This is a genomic window from Micromonospora sp. NPDC007208, assembly GCF_042869175.1.
GTDB lineage: Bacteria > Actinomycetota > Actinomycetes > Mycobacteriales > Micromonosporaceae > Micromonospora > Micromonospora foliorum.
Genome location: NZ_JBIAFG010000024.1, coordinates 1 through 23685, shown reverse-complemented (window position 1 = coordinate 23685; position 23685 = coordinate 1). Strand labels below are relative to the sequence as shown.

Annotated in this window: 22 protein-coding genes and 1 riboswitch; of the genes, 11 read left to right on the top strand and 11 right to left on the bottom strand. The window is 73.4% G+C overall.

Features of this window, described 5'->3' with window-relative positions; all coding sequences use genetic code 11:
- Positions 1-28: 28 nt before the first annotated feature.
- Positions 29-1699 (top strand): CDP-glycerol glycerophosphotransferase family protein, encoded by a 1671-nt coding sequence (locus ACFYL6_RS31255; RefSeq protein ID WP_387176824.1) that lies wholly within the window; start codon positions 29-31, stop codon positions 1697-1699.
- A 6-nt stretch (positions 1700-1705) separates the two neighbouring features.
- On the opposite strand, the gene ACFYL6_RS31250 is transcribed toward ACFYL6_RS31255, so the two are convergent.
- The 5 genes from ACFYL6_RS31250 to ACFYL6_RS31230 form a co-directional block, all read right to left on the bottom strand.
- Positions 1706-2452 (bottom strand): alpha/beta fold hydrolase, encoded by a 747-nt coding sequence (locus ACFYL6_RS31250; protein ID WP_387176823.1) that lies wholly within the window; start codon positions 2450-2452, stop codon positions 1706-1708.
- Positions 2453-2586: 134 nt separating this feature from the next.
- Positions 2587-3435, bottom strand: coding sequence for a C39 family peptidase (locus ACFYL6_RS31245; protein WP_387176822.1), 849 nt, complete (start codon positions 3433-3435; stop codon positions 2587-2589).
- A gap of 233 nt (positions 3436-3668) precedes the next feature.
- A riboswitch (cyclic di-AMP (ydaO/yuaA leader) is annotated at positions 3669-3810 on the bottom strand.
- A gap of 284 nt (positions 3811-4094) precedes the next feature.
- Positions 4095-4865, bottom strand: coding sequence for a hypothetical protein (locus tag ACFYL6_RS31240; protein WP_387176821.1), 771 nt, complete (start codon positions 4863-4865; stop codon positions 4095-4097).
- 131 nt (positions 4866-4996) lie between these two features.
- Positions 4997-5419 (bottom strand): hypothetical protein, encoded by a 423-nt coding sequence (locus ACFYL6_RS31235; protein WP_387176820.1) that lies wholly within the window; start codon positions 5417-5419, stop codon positions 4997-4999.
- 93 nt (positions 5420-5512) lie between these two features.
- Positions 5513-6748 carry an acyltransferase family protein gene (locus ACFYL6_RS31230; RefSeq protein WP_387176819.1) on the bottom strand — a complete coding sequence of 412 codons (1236 nt, stop codon included), beginning with the start codon at positions 6746-6748 and terminating at the stop codon, positions 5513-5515.
- 299 nt (positions 6749-7047) lie between these two features.
- On the opposite strand from ACFYL6_RS31230, the gene ACFYL6_RS31225 reads away from it, so the two are divergent.
- On the top strand, positions 7048-8211 hold the full coding sequence (locus ACFYL6_RS31225) for a glycosyltransferase family 2 protein (RefSeq protein ID WP_387176818.1): 1164 nt from the start codon (positions 7048-7050) through the stop codon (positions 8209-8211).
- A gap of 133 nt (positions 8212-8344) precedes the next feature.
- Positions 8345-9397 carry a pseudaminic acid synthase gene (gene pseI, locus ACFYL6_RS31220; protein WP_387176817.1) on the top strand — a complete coding sequence of 351 codons (1053 nt, stop codon included), beginning with the start codon at positions 8345-8347 and terminating at the stop codon, positions 9395-9397.
- A gap of 71 nt (positions 9398-9468) precedes the next feature.
- Here the strand turns inward: pseI and ACFYL6_RS31215 are convergent, their stop codons facing one another.
- Genes ACFYL6_RS31215 through ACFYL6_RS31200 form a run of 4 tightly spaced genes read right to left on the bottom strand, consistent with a single transcriptional unit; the run spans position 9469 to position 12226 of the window.
- The gene (locus ACFYL6_RS31215) at positions 9469-9927 is read right to left on the bottom strand and encodes a hypothetical protein (RefSeq protein ID WP_387176816.1); all 459 of its coding nucleotides are present in this window, start codon (positions 9925-9927) and stop codon (positions 9469-9471) included.
- 22 nt (positions 9928-9949) lie between these two features.
- Positions 9950-10705, bottom strand: a complete 756-nt coding sequence (locus tag ACFYL6_RS31210) for an SDR family NAD(P)-dependent oxidoreductase (RefSeq protein ID WP_238662738.1) — start codon at positions 10703-10705, stop codon at positions 9950-9952.
- Positions 10698-11978: an AMP-binding protein gene (locus ACFYL6_RS31205; RefSeq protein ID WP_387176815.1), complete on the bottom strand. Its 1281-nt coding sequence runs from the start codon at positions 11976-11978 to the stop codon at positions 10698-10700. Before ACFYL6_RS31205 ends, ACFYL6_RS31210 begins: the two co-directional genes overlap by 8 nt.
- Positions 11975-12226: an acyl carrier protein gene (locus ACFYL6_RS31200; RefSeq protein ID WP_091401397.1), complete on the bottom strand. Its 252-nt coding sequence runs from the start codon at positions 12224-12226 to the stop codon at positions 11975-11977. Before ACFYL6_RS31200 ends, ACFYL6_RS31205 begins: the two co-directional genes overlap by 4 nt.
- A gap of 100 nt (positions 12227-12326) precedes the next feature.
- Between ACFYL6_RS31200 and ACFYL6_RS31195 the strand changes: the two genes are divergently transcribed.
- On the top strand, positions 12327-12836 hold the full coding sequence (locus tag ACFYL6_RS31195; protein WP_387176814.1) for a GNAT family N-acetyltransferase: 510 nt from the start codon (positions 12327-12329) through the stop codon (positions 12834-12836).
- A gap of 103 nt (positions 12837-12939) precedes the next feature.
- On the opposite strand, the gene ACFYL6_RS31190 is transcribed toward ACFYL6_RS31195, so the two are convergent.
- The gene (locus ACFYL6_RS31190; protein ID WP_387176813.1) at positions 12940-14676 is read right to left on the bottom strand and encodes a hypothetical protein; all 1737 of its coding nucleotides are present in this window, start codon (positions 14674-14676) and stop codon (positions 12940-12942) included.
- 363 nt (positions 14677-15039) lie between these two features.
- On the opposite strand from ACFYL6_RS31190, the gene pseB reads away from it, so the two are divergent.
- The 7 genes from pseB to ACFYL6_RS31155 all read left to right on the top strand — a co-directional run bounded on the left by pseB (position 15040) and on the right by ACFYL6_RS31155 (position 22601).
- Positions 15040-16023 (top strand): UDP-N-acetylglucosamine 4,6-dehydratase (inverting), encoded by a 984-nt coding sequence (gene pseB / locus ACFYL6_RS31185; protein WP_387176811.1) that lies wholly within the window; start codon positions 15040-15042, stop codon positions 16021-16023.
- Positions 16020-17177: a DegT/DnrJ/EryC1/StrS family aminotransferase gene (locus ACFYL6_RS31180; RefSeq protein WP_387176809.1), complete on the top strand. Its 1158-nt coding sequence runs from the start codon at positions 16020-16022 to the stop codon at positions 17175-17177. The genes pseB and ACFYL6_RS31180 overlap by 4 nt, the downstream gene beginning before the upstream one ends.
- Positions 17178-17187: 10 nt before the next feature.
- Complete coding sequence (locus ACFYL6_RS31175; RefSeq protein ID WP_112585517.1) at positions 17188-18036, top strand: hypothetical protein; 849 nt, start codon at positions 17188-17190, stop codon at positions 18034-18036.
- Positions 18026-19852: a class I SAM-dependent methyltransferase gene (locus tag ACFYL6_RS31170; RefSeq protein WP_387176807.1), complete on the top strand. Its 1827-nt coding sequence runs from the start codon at positions 18026-18028 to the stop codon at positions 19850-19852. Before ACFYL6_RS31175 ends, ACFYL6_RS31170 begins: the two co-directional genes overlap by 11 nt.
- Before the next feature lie 11 nt (positions 19853-19863).
- Entirely contained in the window at positions 19864-20622 is a 759-nt protein-coding gene (locus tag ACFYL6_RS31165; protein WP_387176872.1) for a cytidylyltransferase domain-containing protein, read from the top strand.
- Complete coding sequence (locus tag ACFYL6_RS31160; protein WP_387176871.1) at positions 20619-21803, top strand: PseG/SpsG family protein; 1185 nt, start codon at positions 20619-20621, stop codon at positions 21801-21803. The genes ACFYL6_RS31165 and ACFYL6_RS31160 overlap by 4 nt, the downstream gene beginning before the upstream one ends.
- A gap of 159 nt (positions 21804-21962) precedes the next feature.
- Positions 21963-22601 carry an alpha-ketoglutarate-dependent dioxygenase AlkB gene (locus ACFYL6_RS31155; RefSeq protein ID WP_387176805.1) on the top strand — a complete coding sequence of 213 codons (639 nt, stop codon included), beginning with the start codon at positions 21963-21965 and terminating at the stop codon, positions 22599-22601.
- A gap of 309 nt (positions 22602-22910) precedes the next feature.
- Here ACFYL6_RS31155 and ACFYL6_RS31150 read toward each other — a convergent pair whose 3' ends face one another.
- Positions 22911-23429, bottom strand: coding sequence for a TrmH family RNA methyltransferase (locus tag ACFYL6_RS31150; protein ID WP_387176803.1), 519 nt, complete (start codon positions 23427-23429; stop codon positions 22911-22913).
- Positions 23430-23685: the final 256 nt, after the last annotated feature.

Here is a 23685-nt window from a genome sequence, read left to right as displayed (position 1 = left end):
ACGCCTGCGGAACCACGAACGGAGCGACATGCGCGGCGACCTGGTCCGAAAGCTGGCCGCCCGGTGCCTGACCACCGGGTTGGCCGTGCTGGCCTTTGTCGTGCTGGCGCTCACCGGCGCCACCGGCTGGGGGCTGGCGCTGGCCGTGGCCGCGCTGGCCGCGGCAGCCGCCGAGCAGCGGATCCGGCCCAGCGCCGATCTGGTGGCGGAGACCGCGTTGATCGCCGCCGCGGTTCTGGTCGGCTACTCCCGGCGGTTGGATGACGGGCTCGACCTCGCGCTGGTCGCCACCGGGCTGGTCCTGCTCGGGCTGGTGCTGCTGGTGGGGCCGCTGCGCACCGCCGGCAGCCTGGAGATCCGGGCGGCCAACCTGCCGGTACCCGCCTGGACGCCGCTGATCGCCGGCCAGCTCGGCACGGCCCTGCTCGGGCTGCTCGCCGCGCTGGCGCTCGCCGCCGCTCTCGCCCTGCCGGCCGGTGTGGCGCTGGCCGCCAGCCTGCTGGTCGGCGCGGGCGCCGGTGCGGTCGCACTGGACCTGGCCCGGCGGCGGTTCCGGCCGCGGGCCGGTGGTGGGGCGGTGGCCGCCGCGCTGCGCCGGCACCAGCCGGAGTTCCTGCTCTACTTCTCCGCGCCTCCCGGCTCGGAATACCAGGTCACCATGTGGCTGCCGTACCTGGAACGGATCGGCCGGCCGTTCCTGGTCGTGCTGCGCGAGCCGGAGTTCCTGGCCCCGATCGCGGCGGCCACCGACGCGCCGGTGGTCTACTGCCCCACCCTGGGGGCGATGGACGAGGCGTTGGTGCCGAGCCTGCGGGCGGCGTTCTACGTCAACCACGGGGCGAAGAACAGCCACTGCGTCCGCTTCACCCAGCTCACCCACATCCAGTTGCACCACGGCGACAGCGACAAGGCGCCGAGCGCCAACCCGGTGTCGGGGATCTTCGACCGGATCTTCGTGGCCGGGCAGGCGGCGATCGACAGGTACGCCCGCGCCGGGGTGCAGATCCCGGCGGACAAGTTCGTGGTGGTGGGTCGCCCACAGGTCGAGGCGATCGAGGTACGCCCGGAGCCCGCGCGAGGGTTGGCGCACCCGACGGTGCTGTACACCCCGACCTGGACCGGGCACCACGCCGACGCCAACTACTGCTCGCTGCCGGTGGCCGAAGGGCTGCTGCGTCGACTGCTGGAGCGCGGCGCGACGGTGATCCTGCGGGCCCACCCGTACACCACGCAGAACCCGGCATCGGCCCGCCAGTTGGGCCGCCTGACCGAGTTGCTCGTCGCCGACCGGACCCGCACCGGCCGTCCGCACGTGGTCGGCGCGGCGGCTCGGGAGCTGAGCCTGACCGAGTGCGTCAACTCCGCCGACGCGCTGGTCTCCGACGTGTCCGGCGTGATCTCCGACTTCCTCTACTCCGGAAAGCCGTACGCGGTCACCGACATGGGCGACGAGGGCGACCGGTTCGTGGAGCGGTTCCCGCTGGCCGGGTCGGGTTACGTGCTGCACCGGGACATGTCCAACGTGGACGAGGTGCTGACCGCGTTGCTGGACACCGACCCGCTGGCCGAGGCCCGCTGGGCCACCCGCCGCCGCTACCTGGGTGACTTCCCGGCCGAGTCGTACGCCGAGGCGTTCCTGACCGCCGCGCGCCGGGAGCTGGCACCGGCCGAGACCCTCACCGCGCCCACACCGGCGTAGCCCCGCTCAGCGGTACGGGTCGAGCAGCGCCAACACCGCCGCCGGGTCCTCCACGTGCGCGTTGTGCCCGAGACCGGGCAGCGTGGCCACCGGTACGCCGTACTCCTTGAGCTGTTCGTCGGTGACCATCGGGTCGTTCTCACCGCGCGCCAGCACCACCGGAACGTCGGTCGCCGCCAGCAGCGCGGCCAGGTCGGGCTCGCCGACGGCGAAGGCGGCCGGGTCCATGGCGAGGCGCCACCGGCCGTCGACCTGACGCAGCCCGGCGTCCACCACCGGGTGGTCCGGCGGGACCAGGCCGACCAGGCCGGCGACGCGCAGGTAGCGGCGTGCCGCCTCGGTGCGGCTGGCGAACCAGCTCACCGGGCGGGCGGCGACCTCGGCGGCGCGGGTCAGCTCCGCGGGTGACCAGAGCGCCTTGATGCCCAGCCCGACCACCGCGTCCACAGGCGTCCCGGCGGCGCGGGCGGCCAGCGCCAGGCCGACCACCCCACCCAGCGAGTGCCCGAGCACGACCAGCCGGTCGTCGGGGGCGAGGGCCTGCGCGATCCGCTGGGCGAAACCCGCGAAGGAGTACGACGGCAGCGGCGGGGCCCAGCCGTGGCCGGCGAGGTCCGGTGCCAGCCATCGCCCGGGCCAGTGCTGCTCGAGGTAGGGCGCCCAGGGCAACCACACGTCCCCGGTCGCCCCCATGCCGTGCAGCAGCAGCAGGACCGGCCTACGGCCGGCGTGACCACCCGATGTCTCCACCACGGCCGCAGTCTCCCACGGTTCACGGCCGGGTACGAGAGCCGCCGATGACGGCGTACGACGGGACCGCGCGGACAAACGCCGCGGGCGCCGGCCCCTTGTGGGAGACGGCGCCCGCGGCGGTCAGGGTGCCCGGGTCAGGCGGAGTAGCCCCGGCTGGTGATCCAGTTGGCCAGGTCGATGGTGGTGATCCAGTACGACGGGTCGGCCGGGTTCGCCGAGTCGGCGATTCGCACGGTACGACCGTTGTCCTTGTAGCCCACGACGGCGATGTAGTGCCCGCCGCCGTAGGAGTGCCAGCCGCCGTCGGTGTCGGTGGCGTCACCGACGACGTTGGCCACCACGCCCCGGCCGTCGGTGATGGCGTTCACCACGTCGGCCTGGAGGCGGTCCATCTGGGCCGGGCTGGGCGCGCCGGGGAACATCCGGGTCCGGTACGGGGAGCCCTTCACCTCGGCGTTGAGCACCCGGGTGGTGTCCTCGGCCGAGTTGGTGCCCATCTCGGTGGTGCCCAGCTCGGCGCCGAGCTCCTCCTGTGTGCGGTCGATGCCGGCGGCGCTGAGCGCGTTCCGGGTGGCCGCCGGGCCGCAGTTGTAGTAGGTGTTCTGCGCCTCGTAGTCGTAGTCGAGCACCTTGGTCGCCGGCGGCTTCGGGCGCTCCGGCTTCCGGGTCAGGTCGGGGTTGCTGCTGGCCTTGGCGGCGGGCGACGCGGCGCTGGTGGCCGGGGCGGCCGTGGTCGGCGCGGCGCTGGCCGAGGGGGACGCGTCCCGAACCTCGCTGCGGGAGGCGGCAACGTCGCTGCGCATCTCGGCGACAGTGGTCGCGGTGCGCTGGCCGGCCGGGGCGTCGTCGGCAGTGGTGAGCAGGGCGCCGGTGGTGGTGGCGATCGCGAGGGCCGCGGCGGAGGCGGCGACGATCTGGTACGGACGCTCGGTGGCGAGGCGGCGGAGCTGACGCTGCAGGGTGTGCTTCACGGGGTCCTCCACGGATCGGGGGGTGAGCGGCACACCGGGGCCGGGCCGGTATCCGGGCAGGCGCCAGCGCACGGACCGTGGTCCGCGGATGGTGAACCGCTCAGGGGAACGCCCGGCGTGGCCGGGCGGGGAAGGCGATGACCCGGGGGGTCAGCTCACCGTCACTGGACGAGTGAGCGGGTGCACCGCCGCGCCGTGGAGGCGAGGGAACAACCGAGGGGTGGAAAGGTGCTGCACGAGGATGGGACTCCTTCCGACACCGCCTACCGGGTTAGCTGACGGATTCGGGCGGGAAGATCGCCCTACCGCGGGCCGTGGCTCGCGGATTCACCCCGGACTTACTGATGGGTCCCCGGTTCGTTGATCACGATTGAGCGGGTCGGTGCGGCGTCGCGTCTTGCGATCGGTTACCGCACCGGACGGGACGACACTACTGGTCGCTCCACGCCCTGCCAAGCCAGGTTCACCTGCGTAAACCCCAATTGGCGCGACAATTTCTGCGCGTATTGCCGATGATGTGACTCGATGGGACAACCGGTTACGGCGACGCCTGTGGGCGACAACCGGACAGGCCGCGAAGAACGCGGCCATAATCGCGGGAACAATGCCGCCGATCGCGCCGACCGTCCGATTTCGCTATTGCGTGACCGGCCTCACATCACGGATCGGGCTCAACCCGCCCGGGCCGGGCGCCACCGTGCCACGACGGCGGGACGCATCGCCCCGGCCACCGTCCGGCGAGCGGACACCGGGGTCGGGCGCAGCCGCGCTGCCGCCGCGTACGCCTCCTCGGCGAGGGTACGAGCCGACTCGGCGGCCAACTCCGCGTCGCGCCAGGCGGCCCGCTCACGGTCGGCGGCCACCCGGTAGTCGGCCAGCCGCGCATCCCGGACCACCCGGCTGACCAGTACCTCCTGCTCGACCGGGTGCCGCCGGGGATCCCAGCCACGCCGGTGCCCGAACACGTCGCCGAGCTGCGCCATGCTCAGGTCGCCCCGCCAGTACGCCGCCATCGCCGCGCGGTGCAGATAGCGTTCCCGGGCGGCGTACTCGGCGGGGGTGTGCGGGGTCTGCGGGGTGGGCAGCGCCCCGGCGCCCGCGAAACGACGCGCGGCGGTGTCCGCCTCGTCGTACCCGACCCAGGCCCGCTCCAGCTGCTCCTGAGCGGCCAGCCAGGCGGCACGTCGCCGCCGGGCGGTGGTGGCCGCGCCGGCCGCGGCGACGGCCACCTCCTCGGCGTAGCGGCGACTGTCGACGGCCTCGGCGGCGGCCAGCTCCCGGGCGGTGGGCGCGGCCGGGGGCGGGTCGTCCGTGGGCCGGTCCCGTTCCGGGCGGGCGGCCAGCACGGTGAGCAGGCCCAGGGTCAGCAGGAACAGCGCCGACCAGATGGCGGCGGCCCGCGGCACCTCGGTCACGAACTGGTAGAAGACGACGGTCTCCATGGTCGGCACCTCGGGGAGAGAGCAGTGCGATGGGAGCCGCGCCGGCAGCGGGCCACGGTGGGCCACTTGCCGGCGGGGTGGGGAACGGGTGGGTCGACAGGGCGCGGAGACGGGACGGTCGTCCCGGTGGCTCAGCGCCCGGGTGGGGCCCGGGAGGCCTGACCGCTCGCACCGTCGACGAGGGGCAGCCGGTCAGACCCGGCCACGCGGACCGGCAGCACGCCGGCCGTGACGGTGCCCTGATCGCCGGGGAGCGCCACCGGCGTGTCGACCGACCAGGCCGGCACCGACTCCTCGGCGGCCTCCGGCGGTATCGCCGGGGCCGGGCGCGCCGCACCGTGCGCCCCGGCGTGCCGGTAGGAGGCGGCCAGCGGCACGGCAGCGACGGAGGCCGGAACCGCGCTCGGCGTTGGCACCGGGCTGGGCGTCGACGCGGCGGCCGTGGCCGGGCCTGCGCCGAGCGCCAGGGCCGCGACGACGGCGAGGCTGGTCAGCACCCGCGTCGCCCAGCGCGCCACCCACCACAGCGGACAGGTGAACGCGACCGGAAGCACGTCTCCACGCTACCGTCGCGTCGACCCGGGCGCACCGACCACGGGCGTGTCGAATCACGCCGCGCCGACCCCGTTTGACCAGGGTGGACGCTGTCAGCGCAGTTCGACGTACGTTGATCGGCCGTCGGCCTGACCGACCTCGTCGGCGGCCCCGCCGGCCTCGGCTCGGGTGCTGCTCGCGGGGTCCCGGGCGGCGTCGTCGTCGGCGGTGCGCTGTCGGGGGACGGGTGCCGGACGGGCCGCGCGGCGCGGCGCGAGCCGGCGCATCATCGGGGTCTCGACGAAGCGGTGCAGCAGCCCGGCGAGGATCAGGTTCGTCACCAGGAAGCCGAGCACCACGGCCGGGCCGCGCCAGCCCGCGAAGCCGATCCCCCAGGTTCCGCTCCAGCGCAACACGCTCGTCATCACCAGCACGTGCACCAGGTAGAAGGCGAACGAGACCTCACCGAGCCAGACCAGCGGCCGGGAACGCCACGGCGAGCGCCGACCCCGCACGTCCGCGTCCGCGGCGGCGGCGATCACCAACAGGTACGCGACCGCGAGCAGCGTGGTCCACAGCTCGGCGCGAATCCACTGCGCGGCCGCCACCCAGGTGACCAGGAAGATCCCGCTGGCCACGGTCAGACCGGGGCCGCGCCAGAGCCCCCGGCGCATCAACTCGGCCGCCACCGCGCCCAACCAGAACTCCAGCGACCGTACCGGCGGGAAGATCTGGGTGAACCACCACCGACTCACCTCCGGCACCAACTCCTGCGCCGGCCAGAGCGCGAGGATCAGCAGCGGCAGCGCGACGATCAGCGCCCAGAGCACCTTCGGCCGGGCCCGGCGCAGCAGCGGCAGGGCCAGCGGCAGGCAGAGGTAGAAGAAGAACTCGCAGGAGAGCGACCAGCTGACGGTGTTGATGCTGTAGAACCAGCCCGGCCGGGGGTCCCACGCCTGCAACAGCAGCAGGTTCTCCAACGCCGCAGCCGGAAGGACCGGGTCGGCGAAGAACGCGGCGACCGCCAGCGTCGCCGCCCACAGCACCAGGTGGTTCGGGTAGATCTTGGCGATCCGTCGCCGCCAGAAGGTACGCCGGGAGTCGCCCGGACGGGCCGACCAGACCAGCACGAAACCGCTGAGGATGAAGAAGAACTGCACCCCGGAGAGGCCCAGGGTGAACAGCGCGTCGACCACGGCCTTGTAGTCCGGCTCGGCGATGATCCGCATGGTGCCGGCGTGGAAGCCGAAGACCAGCAGGGCGGCGATCCACCGCAGCCCGGTCAGCGAGGGCAGCCGGGCCGGTGCGGGTGCGGGCCGGGCTGCCGACACCGCGGCGACGCTCGTCATGCCGGGATCCCGACGCTCGGCAGGGTCACCAGCACGGTCGTATCCTCCTCGGCGCGGCGTCGGACGGCGCGACGGCGACGCCCGCGACGACCCGGCAGGGCCGCACCGAGGCACCCTACCGGGTCACTCCCGGGTGAACCGGACGCGTCCCACCCGCCCCACGAGCCCGCGTTCCCCGGACCGGGGAACCGCCCGCCGGCCGGCGTTAACCTTCTGCTGGGCGGGAGTTCAGAGATTCCACCATCGGCGGCAACGTCAGGTTCCGGGGCCGGCCACCCGGGTCGTCGAAGGTGGCGGACGTGGTCAATGAGCCGACGCACGCACCGCTGCTGAGCATCGTCGTGCCCGTGTACGGCGTCGAGGCGTACCTGTACCAGTGCCTCGAGTCGATTCGGGCCGACATCCCGGCCGGCGAATCGGACGCGGTCGAGCTGATCGCCGTCGACGACGCCTCCCCCGACGGCTGCGGCACGATGCTCGACTCGTACGCGCTCGGCCGCGACGGCGTCCGCGTCGTGCACCTGAGCAGCAACGTGGGTCTGGGGCTGGCCCGCAACGCCGGGCTCGACGTGGCCACCGGCCGGTACGTCTGGTTCGTCGACAGCGACGACTGGTTGCCGCCGGGCACCATCGCGGCCGTGCTGGACCGGCTGCGCCAACACCAGCCCGACGTGCTGATGCTCGACCACCTGCGGGTGCACGAGGACGGCCGGCGGGAGGTCGACGCGAGCAGCCCGCTGCTGCGCGGAATTCCCGGCGTCACCCGGCTGGCCGACCAGCCGCAACTGCTGCGGGTCCAGCACACCGCCTGGAACAAGGTGGTCCGCCGGGACTTCATGGACGAGTTGGAGCTGCGGTTCTTTCCCGGCTGGTACGAGGACATCCCGTTCAGCCACCCCCTGCTGATCGGGGCCGAGAAGATCTCCGTGCTGGACCGGATCTGCTACCTGTACCGCCAGGGCCGCCAGGGCGCGATCACCTCCACCCGCAGCGGCCGGCACTTCGACGCCTTCGACCAGTACGAGCGGCTGCTCGACTGGGTCGCCCGGAAGCACCCGGACGAGCGGTTGCAGGCCGAACTGTTCGAGCTGATGATCAGCCACTACCTGGTGGTGGTGGGCAACGACGGCCGGCTGCACCCCCACCTGCGGCGCGACTTCTTCCACCGGGCCGCCGCGCACTACCGTCGGTACCTGCCCACCGGCGGCTACCCGCTGCCCCCGGGCGTGGCCGGGCTCAAGCACCGCCTCGTCGGGCGGGGTGACTGGTTGGCGTACTCGGCGCTGCGCCAGGCCCACCGGGTCGCCGGTCGCCTGCGTCGGCCCGGCCCGGCGGCCGGCGCCGACGGCGGTTCGCCCGCCGCCGACGAGGACCCGGGCCGAGCGGCGGACGCCGCCCCGACGCCTGAGGGTGGGCTCGCGCCGGAGCGACGCGACGCGCTGGCCGGTGGCCGGCTGCCGTGATCGACCCCACCGCAGAGCACGCCGGGGGCCGGGGCGGCTCCCGGCGCCCTGGTTTTCCAGGTCGTCCACCCGCCGGGTGGACGACGACAGCACCACCGCACCCCGGTGCGGGCGTACCTGAGCAGAGGTCGGAATGACGGCGACAATCAAGATCGGACCGCACGCGGTCGGTGCCGGGGAGCGGCCGTTCGTGGTCGCCGAGATGTCCGGTAACCACAACGGCGACCTGAACCGGGCGCTGGCCATCGTCGACGCGGTGGCCGAGAGCGGGGCGCACGCGCTCAAGCTCCAGACGTACCGGCCGGACACGATCACCATCGACGTCGACACCCCGGCGTTCCGGATCTCCAGCGGGCACGAGCTGTGGGGCGGGGAGAACCTGTACCGCCTCTACGAGCGCGCGCACACCCCGTACGAGTGGCACGCGCCGATCTTCGAGCGGGCCCGCGAGCGTGGCCTGACCGTCTTCTCGTCGCCGTTCGACGCGACAGCCGTGGAGCTCCTGGAGTCGCTGGACGCGCCCGCGTACAAGATCGCTTCGTCGGAGCTGGTCGACCTGCCGTTGATCCGGCTGGTGGCCAGCACCGGCAAGCCGATGGTGATCTCCACCGGAATGGCGACGGTCGCCGAGATCGACGCCGCCGTGCGCACCGCCCGGGACGGCGGCGCGGCGGGCATCGTCCTGCTGGCCTGCACCGCGTCCTACCCAGCGCCGCCGGCCGACAGCAACCTGCGTCGGCTGCCGGTGCTGGCCGGCGCGTTCGACGTGCCGGTCGGGCTCTCCGACCACACGCCCGGCATCGGGGTGGCGGTCGCCTCGGTGGCGCTCGGCGCCTGCTTCATCGAGAAGCACGTGACGCTGGACCGGGCCGACGGCGGCGTGGACTCGGACTTCTCCCTGAACCCGGCGGAGCTCACGGCCCTGGTCGCCGAGTCCGGCCGGGCGTACGCGGCGCTGGGCGGCACCGCGATCGGCCCCACCCCCGCCGAGCGGGAGGGGCTGCGGTTCCGCCGTTCGCTCTTCGTGGTCGAGGACGTCCGGGCCGGCGACCCGGTGACCGCGCACAACGTCCGCTCGATCCGGCCGGCCGGCGGGCTGGCCCCCGTGGAGATCGACCGGGTCCTGGGCCGCACCTACACCACCGACGTCCCCCGAGGCACCCCCCTGAGCTGGGACCTCATCTAACCGGTACGCCCCCACCCCGGCGATCTTGCAGTTACTGTCCCGGCGAAAGGCGTACAAGCCGCGATTCGGCGTCAGAAAGTGCAAGATCGCGGGGTGGGAGGGGGCGGGAGGCTCGCGGGGGCGAAGCCGACGGTTACCACGAGGTCGGCCACCGCGAGGGTCCGCCAGATCGCCGATCCGTCGGCCGGCGTATTCAGGCCGTGGCGCCGCCACCAGACCGCCACCGGCACGTCGGCCAGCTTGCAGCAGCACTCGGCCCGGGTCCACCGGGCCCAGAAGTCGCCCCCGCCGAACCGGCGGGCCAGCGCCGGGGGCACCGGGGCGGCGGCGCGCTCCGCGTCGATGGCCACCCGCCAGCCGGGCGCCGGTGGGCCGAACCAGCCGACGCACCGGCCGTCGTCGAGGTGACTGCGGGTCACCGCGTCGGCCATCGCGGTCGGCGACCCGATGCGCAGGTGCCGCTCGGCGGCGGCGAGCAGCCCCGGCACCGGACGCGGCACGGCGGCGACGCCGTGCCGCGCTTGTTGCACCGGGAGGGCAACCGGCCGCAGGTCAGATGGAGGCGGCACCGTCCACCACGATGACCTGGCCGTTGATGTTGGTGTGTTCGCGCAGCAGCATCCGCACGACCGGGGTGACCTCCACCGGCTCGGTCAGGTGACCGGTCGGGGTGCGGCGCACGATCTGGTCGAGCTGGGTGGGACCGAGCACGGCGGACATCTCCGAGGCGAAGAAGCCGGGCGCTACCGAGTTGACAAGCATCCGGCCGCCCAGCTCGCGGGCGAGCGAGCGGGTGGCGGCGTCCATGCCGCCCTTGGTGGCCGAGTACGCGACGAGGCCGGGGAAACCGCGCTGCCCGCAGATCGAGGTGATGTTGACGATCCGCCCGCGCAGCCCCTTGGCGAGCATCCGGCGGATCACCAGCCGGGTCAGCTGTAGCGGGGCCGTCAGGTTGGTCTCGATGATCCGGGCGATGTCCTCGGTGGCGGTGTGCGCGTGCAGGGAGTCCTGCCCCATGGCGGCGTTGTTGACGATGCCGTCGATCGGGCCGAGGCGCTGCTCCACCTCGCGGACGAAGCTCTGCGCGGCGCGCAGGTCGGTGACGTCCACCGAGCCGACGTGCACCCGGTCGGGGTGCTCGGCGGCGAGCTTCTCCAACTCCGGGGTGATGGTGCGGGCGAACGCGGCCACGCGTACGCCCGCGTCGAGCAGGTCGGTGACGATGGCCAGGCCCAGGCCACGGGAACCGCCGGAGACGAGGACCACGGAGCTGGGCGGAACGAGCTGGGTGTCGGCGGGCTCAGACATCGCTCTTCAGGGTCTCCTTGACGGGAATGTCGCTCAGGACGCGAATGCGGCGCGGCACCGCGTGTTCGGGAAGCCGGTCGGCGCACCAGCGGACCAGCGCGGCCTCGTCCGGCACACCACTGTCGACAGTGGTCGGGTCGGTCGAGGCCAGGACCACCTCGGCGACCACCATCCGACCGAGCACCGGGGCGCGGCGGCCGGTCACCCGGGCCCAGGCCACCGCCGGGTGCCCGGCCAGCACGCCGCGGACCACGCCGGCGGAGACCTTGCTCCCACCGACGTTGATCTCGTCGGAGTCCAGTCGGCCGGTGATCAGCACCCGGCCGTCGAGCACCTGCACCCGGTCACCGGTGCGGACCGGGCCGGCGAGACCGGCCCCGTGGTACGGGGAGGTGACGACCAACTCGTCGTCGCGGACGGAGAGCGTCGGCCGGCCCGGGGTCTCCCGGTCCAGCCACTCGGCCGGGAACCCGGCCCGCCCGTCGTGCACCACAATGGACGCCCCCACCTCGGAGGACGCATAGATCCAGGAGATCCGGGCCGCCGGGAAGACCTCCCGCAGCTGGTCCAGGATCGCCTGGTCCACCGGCTCCCCGCCGAGGGTGACCTGGCGCAGCGGCACCCGGGCCAGCGCGTCGGCGTCGCGGTAGAGGGTGCGCCGCCAGAAGGTCGGGGTGCCGGAGGCCGCGTCGACCCCGTGCGCGGCCGCCACCGAGGGCCAGTCGTCCAACTCGTCGGGCTCGACCACCACCAGGTGCTGACCGGGCTGGGTCAGCGACAGGGTGACCACCTGCCACCAGGCGTACGTGCCGGGGGCGTACGGGCAGAGCCAGGTCCGGTCGGGCTGGTCGGCCCGCACGGTGGTCAGCGTGTCGAGGGTGTGCCCGACCCGCTTCGGACGCCCGGTGGAGCCCGAGGTCAACAGCCAGAGCCGGCCGGGCTCGGCGGCGCGCGGTCGGGCCGGTGCGCTCGGGTGCACGCCGTCGTCGTCGAGGACGCTGACGGTGAACCCGGCCTCCAGCAGCTCGGTGCGCAGCACCTCGTCGACCCGACTCGCGGTGCTGAGCAACAGCTCGGTGCCGTGCACGGCGTGCTGCCGCGCCGCGGTGAGCGCGTGCACGGCCGAGTGGGCGAGCACCGCCGCCGGGTCGGGCAGGGTGGGCGTCGGCAGCGAACGCCAGGTCAGCGCGGTGCCACCGACGACGAGCCGGTTGTCGACACCGGCTGGCTCCGGGTGCGCCGGGGCGGATTGGCGCGACGTGGCGACGGTCACTGGTGTTGAAGCTCGACGAGAAAGTCGAGGACGTCCCCGACGGTGGCGATACGACGCAGCCCGGGGGCGTCGAAGTTGAGCTCCTCCCCCGTCTCGTCCTCCACCCGCAGGGCCAGCTCGGAGAAGTCGAGCGACCGGAAGCCGATCTCCCGCAACTGCGCCGCGTCGTCCGCGGGCAGCTCCTTGTCCTGGTTCTTCAGCACCTGAGCCATGAGGTCGCGGATCTGCGCGCGACTCAATTCGTTCATGCGCCGCAGTCTACAACCCAACGAATGGATATCTGATTTCCCGGTAGGCCCGGGTAAGGTGCCTCAACCCGACGTGAACGGCTAGGAAAGCGAGACGCAGGTGCTGCGCGAAGCGACGGCGGACGACGTTCATCTGATGTTGTCCTGGCGTAATCAGGAAACCAATCGGCAGGTCAGCAAGACCAGTCACGAGATCACCGCCGAGGAGCACGCCCGGTGGTGGTCGGCGGTCCGCGACGACCCGTCCCGGCGGGTTCTGGTGTACGTCCGCGACGAGGTGCCCTGCGGGGTGGTCACCTTCTTCGACCTGCGACTGGATGGCCCCCGCACCGGCGCGTGGGGCTTCTATCTGGACGCCGACGGGCTGGACGGGCGGGGCGAGACCCTGCCCGCGTGGCTGGGGGTCATGCGGGAGGCCGTCGAGTACGCCTTCGACGGGCTGCACCTGGACCGGCTCGACGGCGAGGTGCTCGGCCACAATACCGTCGTACGGCAGATGAACCGGCGTTTCCGATTCGTCGAGGGCACCCCACGGCAGGAGCTGTCCGACGGCCGGGAAATCACCGTCATCCCGATTTCCCTGGCTCGGGCGGACCGCCGTCAGCGCTGATTGTCGGACACTTTTCCGTAATGGACCGTAACCATTAACCGACCGTGCTCCCGGTGGACATCCGCCGTTCACGAATAGCGGTGCCCACCGGGGGTGTGGCGGTTCAGGCCCGCCGCCAGGCCGCCCAGTGCTGCTCCGGGTTGCCGCCGAGCCGGACGAAGCCGTACGCGGTGCCGTCCCAGTCGTCGGCCTGCCCGGGTGCCCAGCGGGCGAACACCACCTGCGCCGCGGCCGGCGGCTGCTCGACACCGAACCACCGCACGTCGGTCCAGGTCACCTGGTGGCTGAGGTTGAACCGGAGGACGTAGTGCACGCCGGTCGAGGCCCACACCCGCTCGCCGGGGCGTACGCCGACGTCGGCCACCCGGGGCGTCGGCGCGGTGCTCGCCGCGGTCGGTCGCACGATCCGCTGGTCGATCACCTGCATCGTGACGAGGTTGACCACGACGAGGGCGCCGAGGATCGGCAGCCGCAGACGGGGCACCCGGACCGTGGCGACGAGCAGCACGCAGCCGGCGATGCCGACCAGCGACCCGACCACCGGTCGCAGCTCCCGCAGACCACCGGTCAACGCCACCAGGTCCGGCGCGCTGAAACCGCCGTAGCGCAGCTCGTGGCCCTGGCTGGCCACGTACGCGAGTCGGGCGGCGACGAGCGCGCCGCCGCCGACGAGCAGCGCCACCGCGACGGCCGCCCGGCGCAGCACCACCCGCCACTCGGTGGTGAACAACACCCCCAGCCCGACCAGCAACCAGAACGGCGCCAGCATCTGCACGTAGCGGCCGTAGATCGCGTCCAGCGGCTTGCCGGTGATGCCGGACAGGATCACCGACGCGCCGCCGGCCACCCCGACGGTCACCACCAGCGCCACGCCCATCGTCCAGCGGACCGCGTCGCCGTGCCGTGGACGCCACAGCTCGCGCACGGCGCCGGCCCAGGCCACCCCGGCCAACCCGAACGTGATCACCACGAGGTACCAGAGCTGGGTGGTGACCGCCGCACCGACCCGGACCACACCCCGGGCGGAGGCGATCGCCTCGAACGTGCCGCCGTCCGGGGTGCTGCCGAGCAGGTAGACCTTGCCGCCGAGGTAGCGGATGGCGGCCGCGTTGACGAGCGCCATGGCGAGCACCGGCAGCAGCGCCGCGAGCACGACCGGCGGGCTGATCCGACGGCGGACGAACAGCAGCAGAACCAGCCCGGCGTGCACGGCCAGGATCACCAGGCCGCGGGAGTGCAGCAGGTGGAACCCACCCACCAGCAGGCCGACGGTGGCGGCCGCGAGCGGGCCGGGCCGGGCGATCCAGCGGTGCACGGCGAGCAGCCAGGCGACCACGAGCGGCGCCATCACCGCGTCGATCATGGCGACGCCCGCGTAGAAGGCGGTGGCCGGCAGGCTCGCCGCCACGACCGCGCCGAGCAGCGCGTACGAGCGGCGCAGCTGGAACACCCGACGACCGAAGAGGTACGCCAGCGGCAGCAGCGCCGAGTTCACCATCGCGTTGATCAGCTGGACGATCCGGTAGCTGTCGGTGAAGTCCCGGTCCCCGAGGAACGCCGGCGAGATCAGCATCGGGTAGCCGACCCGGCGCAGCAGGTCGTTCTCGCTGCTGAAGCCCCCCGGGCCGCCGGCCAGCGCGCGGGCGGTGTTCAGGTAGCTGTCCTCGTCGGTGTGCGCGATCGGCAGCACGATGTGCCGGGACCACCACATCCGCCAGGCCACGCTGAGCACCCAACCGACGACCAGCAGCAGCGGCACCAGCCAACGCCGGGCAGGCCTGTCGCTCGGCGTCTCGGCCACCGCCACCGGCCGTTCGATCACGTCACTACCGGGTGCCATCAACGCCTCCAGAATTGCCGGCCGGACCGGGCCCGCGCCGATCCGACGGGCTCGTCGGCCGGCGTCGGTGACGCCCGGGTGGCCCGCTCGCGCCGAGCTGGTGTGGATGTCAGGTGAACGCGGGACTCGGCTGCGCGCAGGACCGCCGGTCGTTCGCGCGGTCACTGTAACGGCCCGATCCGGCCAGGTCAGCCCACATCCCGGGCGGTCGGAAGTGTTCGCCTACGCGGTGTCCGGCATTCACGGGAGCAGGGGTTGCGGTTCACCCGCGAGCGCCGGGAAGTTAACCCGCCATGGCTAGCGTGTCACCCCGGTCGGCCGGCCCAGGGCCGCTCGTTCATCCACGAACACGGGAGCACCACATTGAGTGAGTTGAATGGATCGTCCATTCTGATCACCGGGGGAACTGGTTCCTTCGGCAGGACGTTCCTCCGGCACATCCTCAACGAGGCCGACCCCGCCCGCGTGGTGGTGTTCTCCCGCGACGAGCTCAAGCAGTACGAGCTGCGCCAGCAACTCGGCGACGACCCGCGGCTGCGCTGGTTCATCGGCGACATCCGGGACCGGCACCGCCTCACCCGGGCGATGCACGGCGTGGACCACGTGGTGCACGCCGCCGCGCTGAAGCAGGTGGACACCGCGGAGTACAACCCGTCGGAGTACATCGCCACCAACATCACCGGCTCGCAGCACGTCGTCGACGCGGCGATCGAGGCCGGCGTCAAGAAGGTCATCGCGCTCTCCACGGACAAGGCGTCCAGCCCGATCAACCTGTACGGCGCGACGAAGCTGGTCGGCGACAAGCTGTTCGTCTCGGCCAACCACTACGCCGCCCAGCACCCCACCCGGTTCGCCGTGGTGCGCTACGGCAACGTGGTGGGCAGCCGCGGCTCGGTCGTCCCGCTGTTCCGCCGGCTGGCCGCCGAGGGCAAGAGCCTGCCTATCACCGACAAGCGGATGACCCGCTTCTGGATCACCCTCGATCAGGCCGTGCAGTTCGTCATGGACTCGTTCGACCAGATGCAGGGCGGCGAACTGTTCGTGCCGCGTATCCCGAGCATGCGCATCCTCGACCTGGTCGAGGCGGTGGCCCCGGACGCCACCACGCACGAGATCGGGATCCGGCCGGGCGAGAAGCTGCACGAGGAGATGATCGCGCCCGACGACAGCCGGCGGACGCTGCGCGCCGACGGCCGGTTCATCGTCCAGCCGACCATCGCCACCTGGGGTTACCAGGCGCCGGTCGGCTGCGACCCGGTGCCGGACGGCTTCGCCTACCAGTCGGACACCAACGACGAGTGGCTCACCGTCGAGCAGTTGCGCGACATGCTCGGCATCAACGGATGACGGGGATGCTCCCGTACGGCCGGCAGTCGATCAACGAGGACGACATCGCGGCGGTCGCCGACGTCCTGCGCGGCGACTGGCTCACCACCGGTCCCCAGGTCGACGCCTTCGAGGCCGACCTCGCCCGGTGGACCGGCGGAGTCGGTGTCGCCGCCGTCTCCAACGGCACCGCCGCGCTGCACGTGGCGTACGCGGCGGCCGGGGTGGGACCGGGCGACGAGGTAATCGTCCCGCCGATGACGTTCGTGGCGACCGCCAGCAGCGCGGTCGCCCTCGGCGCGAAGATCGTGTTCGCCGACGTCGACGACGAGACGTTCTGCCTCGACCCGGCGGCGGCCGCCGCCGCGGTCACCTCGCGGACGACTGTCGTCGCCGCGGTCGACTACGCCGGCCACCCCGCCGACTACGACGCGCTGCGCAAGTCGGTCGAGGGCAGCGACGCGCTGCTCCTCGCCGACGCGGCGCACTCGATCGGCGGGACGTACCACGGCCGGCCGGTCGGTTCGCTCGCCGACCTGACCACGTTCTCGTTCTTCCCCACGAAGAACCTGACCACCGCCGAGGGTGGCGGCGTCGCGGCGCTGGACCCGGAGATCCTGGAGCGGGCCCGCCGGTTCCGTGGCGTCGGCGTGGTCCGCGACCGCGACGAGCTGCGGTTCCCGGACGAGGGTGGCTGGCACCAGGAGGTGCACGAGTTCGGGCTGAACTACCGGCTGCCCGACGTGCTCTGCGCCCTGGGCCGCAGCCAACTGCGTCGACTCGGCGAGTTCACGGCCCGTCGCAGCGCCCTGGTCGCCCGCTACGACGAGGCACTGGCCGACCTGGACGGCGTGCTGCTGCCGACCCGCAAGTCGTGGGCCGACCCGGCCTGGCACCTCTACCCGATCCGGGTGCTCGACGGTCGTCGCCGCGAGGTGTACGACCGGATGCGCGCCGCCGGCATCGGGGTCCAGGTCAACTACATTCCGGTGCACTGGCACCCGGCCTTCGCCGACCTGGGGTACCGACGCGGGTCCTGCCCGGTGGCCGAGTCGTTCTACTCCCAACAGCTGTCGCTGCCGCTCTACCCGGGGCTCAGCGACGCCGACCAGGACCGCGTCATCGACGCGCTGACCGCCGCGCTGCGGGTCGGCTCGGTGCGTCCCGCCGCCTGATGGGAACCTGATGCACCACGCCAACCACTTCTACGGCCACGCGCACGTGCTGGCCCGCTACGCCGGCCTCGGTGACCGGCACCCACCACGGATCAACGGGTACGTGCAGCACGGCTGGAACATCGGCGACGGCCTGGCCCCCGGGCACCCGTACGCCGAGCGCACCCCCAGCCTGCTCTGGTCCGAGCAGACCCGCCGCCGGGCCTGGTCGGTGGGACGACGCAACGTGGTCGTCATCGGCGCGCCGTTCAGCTACCTGCTGGCCATGCGACCCGAGGAACCACCGGCCGAGGAGCGGGAGGGCACCATCTGGTACCCGTTCCACGGCTGGGAGGGGCAACACGTCAAGGGCGACCACCGCAAACTGATCGCCCTCATCCAGGACACCGAGCCCGGCCCGGTCACGGTCTGCCTCTACTGGCACGAGTACCGGATGCGCAACGTGCGCCGGCTCTACGAGCGCGCCGGGTTCCGCGTGATCTGCCACGGTTACCGGGGACACTGGTGGAAGGACACCGACCCGGAGTTTCTCGACCGGCAGCTCACCGAGCTGCGGCGTCACCGCCGGGTAGCATCCAACCGGCTGACCAGCGCGATCTTCTACGGCATCGCGGCGGGGTGCGAGCCGGCGGTCTACGGCGACCCGATGATCCTGTCCAACGAGGACCCGACGTTCGGCGGCACCGCCCGGATCCGGCGGCAGTGGCCGCAACTGCACGGCACCACGGTCGACCTGCCCACCGCGGTCGAGATCGCCCGCGCCGAGCTGGGTACCGACCACCGCTGCACGCCGGCCGAGCTCCGCGAGCTGCTCGGCTGGGCGAACCTCCAGGAGGAAGAGGAAGACCGTGACGACTGAGACGGCACCCGCCGACCGGATCACCCTGCCGGGCGGCGAGATGCTGGCCTGGTCGGACCTGCCGCAGGAACGGCTGGCCGACGGTGGGCCGCTCGCCGCGCTGGCCGCCCGGCTGGTGCCGTCCGGCGCCCGGGTCCTGTTGGCCGGTCCACACGACCCGGCGCTGCTCGACCAGCTCGCCCACGCCGAGGTGACCTGTCTGCTGCGCAGCCACCCGGACGCGGTGGCGCTGGCGCACCGGGCCGCCCGCGTGGTGGTGGGTGGCCCGGCCGGGCTGCCCGACGACGAGACGTACGACGTGGTGATCGCGGCCGCCGGGCTGGACCCGGTGGAGTCGGTGGAGGGCACCCGGCTCGGCTGGAACGGCGTGCTGGCCCGACTCGTCGCCGCGGTGCGACCGGGTGGCGCGTTGCTGCTGCGCCTGGACAACCCACTGGGCCTGCACCGGCTGGTCGACACCACCCCCTGGTACGCCAGCCGGGACGACTCCGCCTGGGTGATCGGCGGCGTGCTGGACCGCGCCCACCCGGCCAACCGGGACCAGTTGCGCGAGCGGCTCGACGCGGCGGGGCTGCGGCCGGCCGCGTGCTGGGCCGCGTACCCCGATGTCAACACGCCGACTGCGCTGCTGGACGCCGACCACCTCGACCGGGACGCGGGCTCCGGCCTGTTCGACGCGGTGCTGCACGGCGCCTGCGCCGGGGGTTTCACCAGCGCCACCGTGCTCCAGGACCCGGCCCGGCTGGCGGTGGACGCGCTGCACGCCGGGCGCGCCGCCGACCTCGCACCGGGCTGGCTGACGCTCGCCCACCGGCCCGCCGACCCCACCGACCCGGCCACGCCGACCGCCGACCCGGACCTGCCGGTGGCGCTCGTGCAGACCGGTCGCCCCGGGATCGGCGTGCTGGAGGTACTGCACGGCCCGTCCGGCTGGCGCTGGGGGCTCACCCCCGCCGCCGAGGCGACGACGCCGGCCGGCGCCCCGTTCGCCAGCCGCGAGGCCGCGTACCGGGACGCGGAGGCGCTGTCCGGGCCGGTGCCGTCCGGCCGGCTGCTGCGTACCCTGCTGCTCGACGCGGCCCTGCGCCGCGACCTGGCCACCCTGCGCGCGCTGCTGCACGGGTACGCGGGCTGGCTCGCCGACCAGGCCGACACCGACGGCCGGATCGCCGGCGCGGCCGCGCTGGCCGGCACCGACAACGTGGTGGTCGACGGCGAGCGGTACGCGGTGCTCGACCCCAGCTGGCGGGCCACCGGCACGCTGCCCACCGACGTGGTGCTCGCCCGCGGGTTGTGGCGCTTCGCCGCGGGCCTGCTCACCGGCGGGTACGCCCACCCGTGGTCGTCCACTCTCGACGTCGCCGGCCTGACCGTGGTGCTCGGCGGACTCGCCGGCCACGACCTCGACCGCGCGACCGTCAGCGAGGCGGTCGAGGCCGAGGCGGCCATCGCCGCCGCGCTGCACGGGCTGGACGCCGGCGGCAGGGTCGACCTCGCCGCCGAACTGCACGCCGTCGCGCCGACCGACCCGCCGGTCGGCGGGCACAGCTACCAGCAGCTGCGCGAGGCGTGGCTGCGCCAACGCGAGGAACTCACCCGGCTGGCCGCGCTGACCGCGTGGACCGAGGAGTTGCTCACCTCGCGGGAACGGGCGCTACGCCGGGCCGAGACCACGATCAGCCTGCTCAGCGGGTCAATCAGCTACCGGGTGGGCCGGCTCGCCATCACCCCGGCCCGACTGGCCAAGCGGGGCGCCCGCGCCGCCAAACGCCGGGCCACCGCGGTGCTCGCCCCCAAGCAGGAGGAACAGCAGTGACCGCCGTACCGATGCCCGTGGCGTCCGCGGACGACGTCGGGCCACGGATCGTCGGCATCGTGCAGGCGCGCATGGGTTCGTCCCGGCTACCCGGCAAGGTGCTCCGCCCGCTCGCCGGACGTTCCGTACTCGGCCGGGTCGTACGCGCCGCCCGCGACAGCGGCGTCCTGGCCGACCTGGTGGTCGCCACCAGCACCGACGCGGTCGACGACGCGGTGGTCGACGAATGCGCGCGGCTGGACGTGCCCTGCCACCGCGGACCGGTCGACGACGTGCTGGACCGGTTCGTGGGCGCCCTCGCGGCGCACCCGGGAGACGCCGTCATGCGGTTCACCGCCGACTGCCCGCTGCTCGACCCGGAGATCATCACCCTGGTCGCGTCGGTGTACCGGGCGGCCCCCGGGCTGGACTACGCGAGCACGTCGATCGCCCGGACCCTGCCCCGAGGGCTGGACGTCGAGATCATCCGAGCGGAGACGCTGCGCACCCTGGGCCGGCTCGCCACCGACCACCACCGGGTGCACGTCACCTCGTACGCGTACACCCACCCGGAGCTGTTCCGGGTGCTCGGGGTGACGCTCACCCCGGACCGCTCCGCGCTGCGGCTGACCCTCGACACCGAGCAGGACTGGGCGGTGGTCAGCGCGATCATCGACCACTTCGGTGACGTCAGCGTGCCGCTGGCCAAACTCGCCGACTGGCTCGACGGTCAGCCCCGGCTGCGCGCGCTCAACGCCGACGTACGACAGAAGCAGCTGGAGGAGTCCTGAGCACCCTGAGGGTCGGGTTGCGCTGCGACGCCGGGCCACGGCGCGGCGTCGGCCACCTCGTCCGCTGCCTGGCGCTCGCCGAGGAGTTCCTCGCCCGGGGCGCCGACGTCACCGTCCTCGGCACCGTCGAACGGCTCGACTGGGCCACCGCGGAGCTGGCCGCGCGGGGCATCCCGCTGCTGCCCGGCCCGGACTCCGCGGCCGAACTGGTCGAAGCGGCCCGCCGACACGGCCTGGACGTGCTGGTCCTCGACTCCTACGAACTGGACCCCGCCGGGGCGGGCGCCCTGCGGGCCGCCGGCGTGTACACCCTCGCCATCATCGACGGCGACAGCCGGGGCCAGGTCGCGGACCTCTACCTCGACCAGAACTTCGGAGCGGAGCTGCCCGGGCTGGCCGAGGCAGCGGAGCTGCCGGGGCAGGGTGCCGGGGCGGGGTCGTCCGGGCTGGTCGAGGCAGCGACGCTGCCCGGACTTGCTGAGGCAGCGACGCTGCCGGGGCCGGGTGTCGGGGCGGGGTTGCCCGGCCGGCTGCTCGCCGGGAGCGGGTATGCCCTGCTGCGCGACACCGTGATCAACGCCCGGCCGCCGGTCGCCCCGCCCGCCACGGCGGTCAGCCGCCCCCGGGTGCTGGCCTTCTTCGGTGGCACGGACGCGGTCGGCGCCGCCCCGGTCCTGACCCGGGTGCTGGTGGCCACCGGTCACCCGATGGACCTCACGGTCATCGTCGGGCGGCCCGAGATCGAGGCGGAGGTCGAAGACGTCACCCCGGGCCGGGGGCAGATCATCCGACCGGTCCCGCCCACCACCTCGCTACCGGCACTGATCGCCGAAGCGGACCTGGTGGTCAGCGCCGCCGGCACGTCAACCTGGGAACTCTGCTGCCTCGGCGCACCCAGCGCACTGGTCTGTGTGGTCGACAACCAACGTGAGTCGTACACCCGGGTGGTTCGGCACGGACTGGCCGCCGGCCTTGGCGAGTTGCCGGAGCTGACCGCCGGCGGCGTCGCCGGCCGAGCCGCCCGCGCGACGGCGGCGCGGACCCTGCACGGGCTGCTCAGCTCCCCCCAGCGGCGCGCGGCGCTCGGCGCGCGCGCCTGGTCCACCGTCGACGGGCGGGGCCGGGCGCGGGTCGTGGGCGCGGTGTTCGACGCCGTACGCGCCCCCGCCGTCACCGGCTGACCGCAACAGCTCAAGGTCACGCTCGATCCTGGAAGTAGTCCCCTCGAACCGCGCGGGGGGCCACTACATCCGGGATCGAGCACGATCTTCCCGAGTGGCAGCGGACCGGCACGGTTCACCGCTAGCACGGGTGTACGAAAGTGCTGCTAGGGTGGCTGCATGACGCCTGCCGCCTACCAGCCGTCGATGCTCGACCTGGCCGACGCCGGGCCGGCCCTGGGGCCGCTGCCCGGCCAGATCCGCCGGCACCAGCTCAGCCGGGGCGCCTGGGTCGACCACCTCCCCGGCTGGGTGCGCGGCTCCGACACGGTCCTCGACACCCTGCTCACCGAGGTGCCCTGGCGTGCCGAACGGCGCACCATGTACGACGCCGAGGTCGACGTGCCCCGCCTGCTCTGCTGGTACGACGGCGCTCGGCAACTCCCCCACCCCGTGCTCACCGCCGCGCGGGCCGCGCTGACCGAGCACTACGCGCCCGAGCTGGGCGAGCCCTTCGTCACCGCCGGCATGTGCCTCTACCGCTCCGGGCGCGACAGCGTGGCCTGGCACGGCGACACCATCGGCCGCTCGGCGCACACCGACACGATCGTCGCGATCGTCTCCCTCGGAGCACCCCGACCACTGCTGCTACGCCCACGGGGCGGCGGCGGCGAGAGCCTGCGCTTCCCGGTGGGCCACGGCGACCTGATCGTGATGGGCGGCTCCTGCCAACGCACCTGGGAACACGCCATCCCCAAGACCACCCGCCCGGTAGGCCCCCGGGTGAGCGTCCAGTTCCGCCCCCACAACGTCGCCTAACCCAACCCCCACCTCACCCCGCCCCGCCCTGCCCTGCCCCGCCGCGCCCCGCCGCGCCCCGCCGCGCCCCGCCGCGCCCCGCCGCGCCCCGCCGCGCCCCGCCGCGCCCCGCCGCGCCCCGCCCCGCCGCGCCCTCGCCCCCCGCCTCGCCTCCCCGCGTCGATCTTGCACTTGCGGATGCCTACATGCCCCTTTTGCGGTGCATTGTCTGTGCAGGAATTGCAAGATCGGCGAGGCGGGGCGGGGCGGGGCACGCCCGGGCGGGGCGCGGGCGGGCGGGGCGCGGGCGGAGGGCGGGCGGAGGGCGGGCTAGAGGAGGCCGGCTAGTTTGTAGAGGACCAGGGAGCCGGCTACCGCGACGTTCAGGCTGTGGCCATGGCCGACCATGGGGATCTCCACCGCCGCATCCAGCTGGTCGAGCGCCTCTGGTGGAATGCCGGTCGCCTCGTGCCCCAACAGCACGACGGTACGGCCCCGAGCGGCGGGCAGATCACCGAGCCGGACAGCCTCGTCGGCCAACTCCACCCCGAGGACCCGGCTGCCGGCGGCCCGTTCGGCGGCCAGCCAGCGCAGCGGACTGCCGACCCGGTGAACGCAGCCCGGCCGGCGCAGCGTGTTGCCCCGGGCCACGGCCTCGTCCACCCAGCGGAACGGAGGCACGGCGAGGCAGGCACCGACCGCGTCGCACGTACGTAACAGGGTGCCCAGGTTCGCGCCGTGCAGCGGCCAGAGGGGGGCGGCGATCAGGTGACCCCAACAGCGGTGTGGCCGGGGACGGCGTGCGGCGCGTAGCTCACGCCTCGGCCGGACCCGGATGGCGGCGCTCACGCCGCGCCGGCGACTCCGCCGGACAAAGGAGAAATCATGTTGAAGGGTGCTTCGCGGTGCACCCGGACCCTCACCGACAACAGAGGTCCCCACCATACCGCGCTGCCGGACGCTCCACCCCCCATGATCGTGCTCGATCCAGGATCGAGTGGCATCCCTGCGTCTTGGGCTCAAGTGGTTGTTGCAACGGGGTGGATTCTCGTCAGGATGAGGGGTCATGCCGGGGCAGAGGTTGTCGTCCGCGGAGCGGGCGCAG

What these genes read in the sequence shown, in the direction of transcription:
- ACFYL6_RS31255 (WP_387176824.1), top strand. Translation starts at nt 29, where the DNA reads ATGCGCGGCGACCTGGTCCGAAAGCTGGCCGCCCGGTGCCTGACCACC.
- ACFYL6_RS31240 (WP_387176821.1), bottom strand. Translation starts at nt 4,865, where the DNA reads ATGGAGACCGTCGTCTTCTACCAGTTCGTGACCGAGGTGCCGCGGGCC.
- ACFYL6_RS31230 (WP_387176819.1), bottom strand. Translation starts at nt 6,748, where the DNA reads ATGACGAGCGTCGCCGCGGTGTCGGCAGCCCGGCCCGCACCCGCACCG.
- pseI (WP_387176817.1), top strand. Translation starts at nt 8,345, where the DNA reads ATGACGGCGACAATCAAGATCGGACCGCACGCGGTCGGTGCCGGGGAG.
- ACFYL6_RS31210 (WP_238662738.1), bottom strand. Translation starts at nt 10,705, where the DNA reads ATGTCTGAGCCCGCCGACACCCAGCTCGTTCCGCCCAGCTCCGTGGTC.
- ACFYL6_RS31200 (WP_091401397.1), bottom strand. Translation starts at nt 12,226, where the DNA reads ATGAACGAATTGAGTCGCGCGCAGATCCGCGACCTCATGGCTCAGGTG.
- ACFYL6_RS31190 (WP_387176813.1), bottom strand. Translation starts at nt 14,676, where the DNA reads ATGGCACCCGGTAGTGACGTGATCGAACGGCCGGTGGCGGTGGCCGAG.
- ACFYL6_RS31180 (WP_387176809.1), top strand. Translation starts at nt 16,020, where the DNA reads ATGACGGGGATGCTCCCGTACGGCCGGCAGTCGATCAACGAGGACGAC.
- ACFYL6_RS31175 (WP_112585517.1), top strand. Translation starts at nt 17,188, where the DNA reads ATGCACCACGCCAACCACTTCTACGGCCACGCGCACGTGCTGGCCCGC.
- ACFYL6_RS31165 (WP_387176872.1), top strand. Translation starts at nt 19,864, where the DNA reads ATGCCCGTGGCGTCCGCGGACGACGTCGGGCCACGGATCGTCGGCATC.
- ACFYL6_RS31155 (WP_387176805.1), top strand. Translation starts at nt 21,963, where the DNA reads ATGACGCCTGCCGCCTACCAGCCGTCGATGCTCGACCTGGCCGACGCC.